10 protein-coding genes are annotated in these 10,732 nt (G+C 41.1%); 3 read left to right on the top strand and 7 right to left on the bottom strand.

Translation table 11 applies throughout. The features are described 5' to 3' along the window. Window positions 1-82 precede the first annotated feature (82 nt). A complete protein-coding gene (locus DWW10_RS11375) occupies window positions 83-1,057 on the top strand; it encodes a type I phosphomannose isomerase catalytic subunit (protein WP_022392517.1) in 975 nt (324 codons plus the stop codon). 68 nt (window positions 1,058-1,125) lie between these two features. On the opposite strand, the gene DWW10_RS11380 is transcribed toward DWW10_RS11375, so the two are convergent. The 3 genes from DWW10_RS11380 to DWW10_RS11390 are packed head-to-tail and all read right to left on the bottom strand — an operon-like array spanning window position 1,126 to window position 2,001. Then, window positions 1,126-1,386: a hypothetical protein gene (locus DWW10_RS11380; RefSeq protein WP_022392516.1), complete on the bottom strand. Its 261-nt coding sequence runs from the start codon at window positions 1,384-1,386 to the stop codon at window positions 1,126-1,128. 7 nt (window positions 1,387-1,393) lie between these two features. Then, the gene (locus tag DWW10_RS11385) at window positions 1,394-1,759 is read right to left on the bottom strand and encodes a phage holin family protein (protein WP_118220601.1); all 366 of its coding nucleotides are present in this window, start codon (window positions 1,757-1,759) and stop codon (window positions 1,394-1,396) included. Window positions 1,760-1,791: 32 nt separating this feature from the next. Then, complete coding sequence (locus DWW10_RS11390; RefSeq protein WP_022392514.1) at window positions 1,792-2,001, bottom strand: YtxH domain-containing protein; 210 nt, start codon at window positions 1,999-2,001, stop codon at window positions 1,792-1,794. A 329-nt stretch (window positions 2,002-2,330) separates the two neighbouring features. Here DWW10_RS11390 and DWW10_RS11395 point away from each other — a divergent pair, with 329 nt between their 5' ends. Further along, entirely contained in the window at window positions 2,331-2,741 is a 411-nt protein-coding gene (locus DWW10_RS11395; RefSeq protein ID WP_118421296.1) for a lipocalin-like domain-containing protein, read from the top strand. 49 nt (window positions 2,742-2,790) lie between these two features. Continuing rightward, entirely contained in the window at window positions 2,791-3,297 is a 507-nt protein-coding gene (locus DWW10_RS11400; protein ID WP_022392512.1) for an SPOR domain-containing protein, read from the top strand. A 191-nt stretch (window positions 3,298-3,488) separates the two neighbouring features. Here DWW10_RS11400 and DWW10_RS11405 read toward each other — a convergent pair whose 3' ends face one another. From DWW10_RS11405 to DWW10_RS11420, 4 genes are read right to left on the bottom strand one after another with little or no spacing between them, the layout of a single operon-like run. Then, complete coding sequence (locus tag DWW10_RS11405) at window positions 3,489-5,639, bottom strand: polysaccharide lyase 8 family protein (RefSeq protein ID WP_118421295.1); 2,151 nt, start codon at window positions 5,637-5,639, stop codon at window positions 3,489-3,491. Between the two features lie 45 nt (window positions 5,640-5,684). Next, entirely contained in the window at window positions 5,685-6,794 is a 1,110-nt protein-coding gene (locus DWW10_RS11410; RefSeq protein ID WP_022392510.1) for a glycoside hydrolase family 88/105 protein, read from the bottom strand. A gap of 10 nt (window positions 6,795-6,804) precedes the next feature. After that, window positions 6,805-8,238 carry an alpha-L-fucosidase gene (locus DWW10_RS11415; RefSeq protein WP_022392509.1) on the bottom strand — a complete coding sequence of 478 codons (1,434 nt, stop codon included), beginning with the start codon at window positions 8,236-8,238 and terminating at the stop codon, window positions 6,805-6,807. Between the two features lie 29 nt (window positions 8,239-8,267). Continuing rightward, entirely contained in the window at window positions 8,268-10,646 is a 2,379-nt protein-coding gene (locus tag DWW10_RS11420) for a glycoside hydrolase family 95 protein (RefSeq protein ID WP_022392508.1), read from the bottom strand. Between the last annotated feature and the right edge of the window lie 86 nt (window positions 10,647-10,732).

Consider the following 10,732-nt stretch of genomic DNA (forward strand, 5'->3'; position numbering starts at 1 on the left):
GCGAATTGATATTTTTGTAAGTTTGTCGCGTTAATCTAAAAAAATGTAACATTTTTATTTAAAGCTCTAACAAAAACTACGAATGTATCCTTTGAAATTTGAGCCTATTCTGAAGCAGACGCTTTGGGGAGGCGACAAGATTATTGCTTTTAAGCAATTGAATGAAACGCTATCCGGAGTAGGCGAAAGCTGGGAAATCTCAGCTGTAGAAGACAATGAGTCTGTTGTTGCCAATGGCCCTGACAAAGGCCTTACACTCCCGGAGATGGTGGGAAAATACCGTCATGAACTTGTCGGTGAAGTGAATTACTCTCGTTTTGGCACAAAGTTTCCCTTGTTAATAAAGTTCATAGATGCCAGATTGGATTTGTCTATTCAGGTACATCCGGGAGATGAACTGGCTAGAAAGCGCCATAATTCTTTTGGTAAGAATGAAATGTGGTATGTGGTGTCTGCAGATAAGGGGGCAAAGTTGATTTCCGGTTTCTCCGAGCAGATTACTGCGAAAGAATACAAGGAAAGAGTTTATAACGGAACTTTTGCTGAAGTGCTGCAAACGTGTGATGTGAAACCAGGGGATGTATTCTATGTGCCTGCCGGTCGTGTACATGGTATTGGTGCCGGTGCTTTCGTGGCTGAAATTCAGCAGACTTCGGATATCACTTATCGTATTTTCGATTACAACCGGAAAGACGCAGAAGGTAAATCTCGTGAGTTACACACTACTCAGGCCATCGAAGCCATTAATTTTGCCGATGTACAAGATGATTTCCGTACTGAATACGATCACTTGAAGAACGAACCGGTAGAATTGGTTGCCAGTCCTTACTTCACTACTTCCATCTATGATATGACGGAGGAAATTACGTGTGACTATTCTGAATTGGATTCATTTGTGATTTTCATTTGTGTAGAAGGTGCATGCCACATCACAGACGACAGCCAGAATGAAATTACTGTTCGTGCAGGTGAAACGGTGTTACTGCCTGCTGTTGTACAGGAAGTGACAATTGTTCCGGAAGAAGGTGGCGTGAAGTTGCTTGAAACGTATCTGTAATCTTAGAATTAAATTAAAACAAAAAAACTGCACCTTACAAAGTGCAGTTTTTTTGTTTTAATATCTGTTTATCTTTTGGCAGAAAACATCCTTCTGACCTTTCTCATTAGTTTTACTCCTAACATCAATCCGTCGAAAACAGCCATGCCCGTATTAAAGGCACGCATGATGGCATTACCTTTGTCGGCGGCAGGTGCAAGCGGAGCAAATAATTCTCTTGCCGTATCCGTCATGATTTCTTTCTGTGCATGTATTTTCTTCCGTAATTCTTTTTTCTGTAGTGCAATACTTTCCAGAGTCATGGAAGAAGTATCAGGCATATTATTCATGATGGTATCATTTTTCATTATCATTATCAAAAAACAATCCGGCAATAAAATTCACCATCGGGTTGACGATGAGTTTTTTGCGGAAAGTAATTACTAATAAAACCAGCAGAAGATGGAAACAGGCGATGATGCTGAAGCTTACCATGAGTCCGCCTACGAGCGGATCTAAAATATAAGCCAGCGCAAACGACAAATAAAACAGTGCCACCATGCCTAAAATAATGACCACTGATAATAATATCAGGGCAGAAAGCAGGATTGAGAGTTTCTCAGTTATTTCCAGTTTAGTATATTCTTTTTGTAGGTTCAGATATTTCTTAAACTCAATGAATAGCTGCTGGAGGTTGTCAATACTTCTATCGTCTGCAAACATCATAGTGGCTCTGTTTTTTTGTAGATTTTGTTTTATTCGGCTGCTTCGCCTTTAATTTCTGCTGCAATCTCGTCTACCAGATTTTCCATTTCGCTACGGTTCAGGCGAATTCCCTTTTTACGGAGGATTTCTGCAATTTTGTGACGAGTGTCTTCTCCTTTTTCGGGAGCAAATAAAATACCGACGGCTGCGCCTACTGCTGCACCGCCCAGAAAAGCTACAAGTACATTTAATCCTTTCATAATGTTCTCCTTTCTATTTTAAAGAGGTTAATACTACAAAACTAACATTTTTCTTTGAATAGTTGTTCACGTAACTTCTTTTTTTTGAATATATTTTTTTCATTTATTTTTTCTTATCCGGTTTCGAAAGAGACCAACTCCGTGTCAACTCCCTACCAAGACCGTATCAAGTCCGTACTATAGACTACGGAGATGGTACGGACTTGACACGGTTCGGACTGGTTTCTATCGTAGGAAAAAAAGTGCGATTAGTTTAATTTAACTATAAGAGTAACGTTCAGATTGATTGTTCCGCGTACATTTGTCCTATTATTCGGAATATTAGCTACATGAAGATACGAAAGAGAAAGATATTTCTGATTATCGGGTTGGTAATGCTTGTACTGGCAGCTTGTAGTAATGTTGACGGCGATTTAGATAATAAGTGGCAGTTAAGGCAGTATCAATATGCCGATGGTTCCATAGAACGGCAAGATAGCATCTTCTATAATTTTCAGAAAGGCAGTTTTTCTGCCATTTGTTTATTGAGAAATGGTAGTTATCAAACGTTTTTTGGGAATTATTCTTTGAAAGGAGATAAAATTTCTATTATTTTGCTGCCTGAAAGTGTAGAGTACGAAAGTTATGCATTCTATATGGGGTGGGAAAATGGAGAACGGACCTTCACAATAGAGGAACTCAGTTCCTCATCCCTCCGTTTGGAGCATGAAGGAGTACGATCTATATTCCGTAAATATTGAATATAGTTAAGATATTGATATAGAATTTATTAACAAAAATGATATGATTATGAAAAAATTAGCAATTTTAGGAATGGGATTGTGTATTGCATTGGCATTCTCTTCTTGCAAATCGAGTGAAAGCGCTTATAAAAAAGCATATGAAAAGGCAAAACAACAGGAACTGGCAGAACCTCAGACTACTGAACCAGTGGAAGTAGCTCCGACAGTTACTGCTCCGGTAGAAGCAAGAGTAGTGGAAAGCACTCCGGTTGCAACTGCAGGTGTACGTCAGGAAAAAGTAGAAGTAGTATCCGGTGTAGGTGGTTTGAAAGATTACAGTGTGGTTTGTGGCAGTTTTGGTGTGAAAGCTAATGCTGAAAACCTGAAAAACTTCTTGGATAAGGAAGGTTACAATGCTGTTGTTGCTTTTAATTCAGATGCAGCTATGTATCGTGTAATTGTTAGTACTTTTAATGATAGAGCTTCTGCTGCCGATGCACGTGACGCTTTCAAGGCTAAATACTCAAACCGGAAGGATTTCCAAAGTTCTTGGTTATTGTATCGCCTTAAATAATTTGAATTCTTTTTGGTAATTAATAGAAAGGGAAACTCCTCTTTCAAAAACAGGGCAGTAGCTGTGAAGTTACTGCCTTTTTGTTTCCGATTTATGAAGTGAAATAGAGAAGTCTCGACCTGATGAAAGATTCAATCAGGGTCGAGACTTCTTTTTGAGGGATTGTGTCAGTTAACTTTTATAAGGTCTGATTATTTAAGCCGGATATCGAAAGCCTGGGTTCTTCCGGCATATATATCGCTATTGCCGAAGTCGCAATTGATAGTTCCTGATCGTTTGGGAGTATCTATTTTTACGGTTATGTTGGACTGTGTCTGCGCAGGATCAGCAATATGGAGTTTTATTTTATCTTTATCAATCTTTTTGATGATTAGAGCACAGCCTTTGTCTACCTTTACTGTCATGTCTTTGTGGGTAAACTCTCCTGCATTATAAAAAATCATCTGCCAAACGTCTGTTTTCTTATTTCTGGCTGCCTGCACATTCTCTGTATTAGCCAGAATCTCAATATTATTTTTTTGCAGGTAACTCTTCATGTTTTCAGCTGTCCGGATACCAGGTGCAACGATATAAGCATAAGTGGCCTGTTCTGGTGTAATACCATGATTAACTCCAAGTGTGAATATCTTTTTTCGGATGATATCTTTGGAAGTGGTATGGTTGATATCGTACCAGTTCCCTTCTTGTTGTTGATTGGATACAAAGACTTGTTGCCCCTTTGGCAATATGTATCCTATCTTGTTGTGTAGAATCCATTCGGGAGAGGTGTACTCGGAAGTACCATCTTGGATATCAGAGAGCTTTCCTTTCTGACAGATAATGGGATTCTCTGTAGAAGACAGGCATTGATTGATAGTTGTAAATACGGAATGTGGTGATGTGGAATGTATCCCCGCACCCAGGCATACGACTTCATTGTCGAAAAAGAACCATGCTTTGTGTGCACTTGTATTGATTTCAGCATAGGAATCTGTGTATGAATAAACAGATGCTCCGTATAAACTGTCGGATACACCTCCGGCAAAAGTCGAAGTTCCCGGAGTTTGCCAGTCACTGGCTGCCATGGGAATTTCATCAAGTTGCGGGGCCGTTGTACCGGGAATGCGTGCCCAGTTCCAGACAGGAAAGATTTCGGCATATTCATCTCCGTCGACTACAATGTTCGTACATCCGTCGGACATAAAGTAAGTCTTCAGATTTTCTCCGTTTCCATATTCGCAACGTGCAGTACGGGTAGATGCCATGCGAACGTCGAAAGCGTATGTGGGACGTATATGGAGAGTATAATCTCCTCTGAAGTAGTGAGTATGTTTAGACGTGAGTGCATGGTTGGCCGGTTGCTTTCCATCCAGACGGGCGATAATATCCTTAAATTCATTGGCATGATCCGGATCTAATTCAATCATACGTTTGGCGAATAAAGCTGTATGTATCTTCTTTGTGACGCCGGGACGGCTTACACCTCTCCCTAGTACATCAAATAGCATATATTGCCCCCGTATGGTAGCATAATAGGTCTCGCGCATGAATTTGCTGAGCAATGCTAACTTGTCTTGAGGAATTGCATACTGGGTACCTTTGGTATACATAGCTATTTGGGTAACCCCTTTCAGGATTTCATCTCCATATCCGCCAATATAAAGTTGTCTGCCATGTTGAAAATAGCTGTTGTCGTGTTGAAATCCTTCTTTTGTAGTATATACGATGGGATTGTAAACATTCTCGAGTGCCACTTTCAGGTCTGTTTCATTTTTGGAAAGACATGCGCGATATATCCAGTGCAAGGCAATGTCCGTACGATTGGCGCCAGTCCACTTGGCAGGATCGCCTCCGTCAGTTTTGATTCTTTCCAATATTTTGTTTTCCAACTCCGTATTCAGGTGTTTTTCACCTATACGCATTTGTATGAGTAATACTCCCAAACGTTGAGGTTCTGCTATTTGGTTATACCACCAGTTATGACACCAGGGATTACGTTCATGCCAGTATTCCAAGCCTTTCTCTATTTTAGTGAAGAGGCTTTCATCCTTGTAATATTTATTTTTAGGATTTGTATAAGCAAAGGCAAAATCGTACAGGCGGTCGACGTGTTCCAGAGGAGGCCACTTTGTACGCTGAATACTGCCATAATCTACATCTGTGAATGAGCCGTCAGTCTCGTTGTATTTCTTTAAGGCTTCATCAATAGAGGGATTTTTTGCAAAGTCAAGCCTGATTTTCTGCATCAGTACTTCAAATTCATCCTCGTTGTCCGGAAGATTGCTATTTGTGGCTACGCTTGCTTTTACCGATATAATACTGCTTATAAAAAGCAAAATTATAAGGTGGATTTTATTTTTCATATTGTTTTTCAAGTTACTATTTTTATGTTATGATCATTCTTTATTTTACTTGGCCATTTTGTAGATTTGGTTGCCTGCTAACAGGAATGCGCCTACACCATACACCTCGGTCATTTCGCGGGTCACTTTCTTTGGATCGGCGCCGATGGGCTGTACATAGCCCAGCTTTCCATCCTTTTCTACAGCTTTTACCAAGGCTTTCCATCCTTTTTCTATGGCAGGCATAAAGGTTGCTTTATCTAATAATCCTTCATTTACACCATAAGCTAAGGCATATACGATGAAGCCGGTGGCACTTGTTTCGGGTGAAGGATATGAGTCCGGATCCAGTAAACTGGCGTGCCAATATCCGTCTTTTCCTTGTAATTGAATGATACGATTGGACAAGGTAATGAATAAATCCTGGTAGAACTGGCGGTGCATATTATTTCGGGGCAAAGTCTGCAAGATTTCGCAAAGACCTCCCAGTACCCAACCGTTTCCACGACCCCAGAATACTTTTGTGCCGTTAGCTTCTTTTTGGTTGAAATAACGGTGGTCTCTGTAGAATAATTTTTCTTCTTTATCAAACAAATAGTCGTAGGTAGCTTTATATTCCCGGTTCATGAATTCAATGTACTTCCAATCATCGGTCAGCATATACATTTTAGCATAGACAGGAGGTGCCATGAATAAAGCATCGCACCATGACCAACGTTCCAGGCTTGCCATATTCCTGTAATCCAGTTCCAGTGTACTGGCTGACGGATGATTGATCACAAATTCTGTACGTGCCAGTGTAGGAAGCCACATATTCCGGTCGTGATATTTCTGGTACATATCCAGGAATACCTGTCCCACAGCTATATGATCTGCATGATACATGTATTTTCCTACCTGCCAGGCGTTACGGCGGCCTATTTTCATCAACCATTCATAGTAAGAACTGTCTTTGTCTTCTTTTTCGGTTAACTCGGCCCAATCTATCATGCCCATGTACAATGCGGCATATGTCCAGTTCAGATCATCATGTTCATTCCCCTTTGCCGGATTGGCTATTTGCCAATCAGCAACACTTTTCATGATAGATTTTATATCAGTTTTGTTGAAACTGTTTTGTCCATATGAGTAAATCGCTACTATGGACAAAATGGAATAAATAATTAAACGCTTCATATTTCTTTTTTTAAGTAAGTGCTTCATGGTATTTATTAGTAGATGTTTTAGAGGATTTTATTTCCAGTTTTATGACGAAAGGTTCTTGGAAATCCTGTTTAGGTACTCCCACGTTATATTCATTGCGGGCAGTCTCTGTAACTTTCATTTTCTCTCCATTCAGCAATACGGCATTGATAATTTGGGTTTCTTTCGGAACTTTTACTGTGAGTTGCTTGGAATAAGGACGATTGAATACTATCATATAAACGCTATTCTTTTTACGTGTATAATATCCCCAGTCCTGTTTTTCCCAACCTGCATAATCACAGGCATATATGCATTCCCCATTTTTCTGCATCCATTTGCCTATGGCTTTTGCAATCTCTTTTTCCTCGGTACGAAAATCTCCGTCAGCTTGTGGACCGAAATTTACTACCATATTTCCACCCATAGATACAGCATGGACGATTCTTTCCAACACTTCGACCGGATTCTTTACATAGCTCAAAGACCAGTCCTTGTGATAACCCCATTGGTTTTCAGGAAGGGTCATACACGCTTCCCAGTCCCATTTGGTCACTTGCAGGTCCTTTACAGGATCGGGGAGGCGACGTTCATAAGCTGATTCGTAATCTCCCATAAGATGTCCGTTGCTGTCAAAGTGCCTTTTGCCGTAATCATCGGCACGTAGTCGGCTGTTGACTGTAACGCCAGGAATGAGTTCTTTCAACATACGTTCTGCATGTGCGGTCCACCAACCGTTCTTCTTGATACTTTCATCCCAGGTTCCGTCGAACCAGAAATCTTTGACAGTGGGATAGCGGGTGGCAAGTTCTTTAAGCTGGTTGTCGGTGAATGCCAGGAAGCGCTGAAAGGCGATCTCGTCTTCTTGGTTTTTGATACTGTAGCGCCAGTCCGGGTGACTCCAGTCCATAACGGAAAAGTAGAAATGTACATCGATACCCACTTCGTTGTAGGCTTTCACTAATTCTCCCAAAATATCCCTTTTGTATGGGGTATTAGCTACGGTGTATTCTGTAAACTTACTTGGCCACAGACAGAAACCTTCGTGGTGTTTAGTCGTAATTTTGACGTATTTCACTCCCATGTCTTTGGCCATTTTAGCCCACTTCTTTGCATCGAAATTCTGTGGATTCCATTGTTTCATAAGTTGTAGCCATTCTTCAGCAGGGACTTTTGCCCATGACTTGAGCCATTCGGCAGCCCCGTTATATACCTGACCGTTCCATTCTCCTCCGGGAATGGCGTACAATCCCCAATGAATAAATGCTCCCAGCCGGTTTTCACGGAACTTTTGCATGGCTGCGTCATATCGCTTTCCTAAACGGTCTGCACCGTATTGTAGCTCTATCTCCTGTTCGGCAGGCAAGAGCTTTTGTGCCTGCATCGGGAATGAAAACAGAGACAGGATAGTAAAAGCAATTAAATGTAGTTTTTTCATAATACTGTTAATGATAAATGATTGAAGTGTTAGAAAATGATTTCATATATTTCTCCTTTTCGGGTATTGAATTCAAAGATATCATTACCGGAAAGTTTGATTTTAATTGGTTTGTTATACTTGTCGGTCACTTGTGCACTTGCTGCTTTGCAGTATTTTATCCGGCAAAGCTCTCCTTTATTAGATATAATCCGGATACTCCGGATTGCACCGTTTTCCCATGTGGCTGAGACTTGGAAGTTCCCACGTGCCATTAGTCCGTTGAAGCTCCCTTTATCCCAATTATCCGGGATGGCGGGTAAGGGTTCAATATATCCCTCATGGCTTTGTAGTAGCATTTCCGCTACTCCGGCAGTAGCTCCGAAATTAGCATCTATTTGAAAAGGAGGATGAGAACCCCATAAGTTTTCTAAGGTTCCGTAAGTCAGAATGTCTTGATATAGTTTATAGGCACGGTTGCCGTTTTTTGCTCGTGCCCATAGGTTTTGCCTGTGAGCCATGGCCCATCCTGTTGATTTGTCACCTCGCTCTTTCAGAGTTACTTTGGCTGCTTCTAACCATTCCGGGGTGCCGGCATTAATAATGGTTCCAGGGTACATAGCGCATAGCTGGGATATATGCCGGTGCTGGTATTGTCCGATTTCTCCATATTTCTTTTCCTCGCGGAATTCTTTTATTTGGCCGGATTCACCAATCAATATAGCATCTAATTTTCCGATTTGTTCTTTTACAGTTTTCAGGAACGGATCTTTAACTTTCAGAATCTCGGCAGCATGCAATAAGTCACGGTATGTCTCCAGAATCATACTTTGGTCGAATATGCATCCTTTAGATCGATAATAAACCTGTTGGTGAACCTGTTCCGGTGAAAAAGACGGATCTACCAGTAACGTTCCGTCAGGTTGGGGTTTCAATGTTTTGGACAGGAATTTGGCCATGCCCATAAGTGCCGGATAGACATGATCTTTCAGTAGTTGTTTATCACGGGTGAAATCATAGTAATCCCAGAATAGTTTGGTTGTGAAACCTCCTGTTCCCGGGCCAGAATGTCCTCCGGGACCTTCTATGGCAAATGCCGTAGCTCCGGTACCGATTGTCCAGCCATTTTCTTCGGCTATCGGGTTTAGTGCTTCCGGATTGTTTTGAGTGATATAATCAACTGCTTTTTGAGTTGCAGCTTTGCGGAATGCTTCATTATAGTCCGCATATGGGATAAAGAGTTCAGTCAGATTTGTATTGAATACCGGCCAATAGTTCATTTGTACATTTACATTGTGCCAGTATCCTCCGGACCAGGGAGCAAACTCATATTGGTTCCAGGCACCTTGCAAGTTGGGGGGAAGAGAGCCTCGGCGTGAAGAAGCTATCAACAAATAGCGTCCATATTGGAAAAAGAGTTCTTCCAAGTATGCATCGCGTTTTCCGTTGCGGTACTGGTATAGTAACTTGTCAGTAGGGATAGAGGGGATATCTTCTGTCAATTGGAAATCAACTCTATTGAAGAGTTGTTGATAGTCAGCAATGTGTTCATTGCGCAGGACTTCATACCCCTTCTCTACAGCTCTCCCAATACATTCAGAAACTTGTTTATGCGGATGGGTGTTGCCTTTGAATTTTTCTGCATTTGGTAAAAGAAAGACACTGTCTTTCAGTTGGTAAGAAGTGGCAGCGGATATGTATAGTATTACGCTGTCGGCTTTGCTTATATCTATAGTGCTGTTGTTCTCACCCTTGTTTGAGCAGGAGAGTGTTCCCCCATAATTCACTACTTTTATTTGCCCTTCGTAAGGTAAATGGAAGTATTGGATTTCTCCTTTCAATGTTATGAGGTCTTTTTCGGCGTGTACTTGTCCGCTACGTCCGGTTTGTTCATCATTAAACGAATGCAGGTACGGCAAGACCGGGCGAAGTGTAAATGACACCTTACCCGGTTGACTGGCTTTTAATTTTACAGCAATTATATTGGCAGGATAGCTGGCAAAGTATTCTCTGGCATATTCTATTCCCTCATGTTTGTAGTTTACAGTGGAAATTGCATCATTTAAGCGTAGTGCGCGCTTGTAATCTTGTGCATAGTTATGATGAATATCCAGGTAGATTTCTGCGAAGTTAGTGAATCCTCCCATACCATAGGCACCCTTGTTACCCATCGTTTTCTCTGCTAATTGGATACGTTCTACATCAGTTCGTCCGAAGATGCAGACTCCCATAGCACCATTCCCAATGGGGAGTGACCATTTCTCCCAATCTTCATCATAAGGAAATCCTCTTGCTGCGATTTGGCTAAAGTTTCCCCCACGGTTGTATGCCGGGCGATTGTACCATAATGTGTATTCTTTATTTGACTCAGCACCTTGTATGCTTAACGTTGATAAAAACAATAGTATTGATAAGAAAATTCCTTTCATGGCTTTCTGTATTTTGATTTTAAGATTAGTGCAAAGGTATAGAAAATTTCAAAGTAGCTCTCTTTGATACATTTCATTTTTAGATG

Source organism: Bacteroides intestinalis, from assembly GCF_003464595.1.
In the GTDB taxonomy this organism is placed as follows: Bacteria; Bacteroidota; Bacteroidia; order Bacteroidales; family Bacteroidaceae; genus Bacteroides; species Bacteroides intestinalis_A.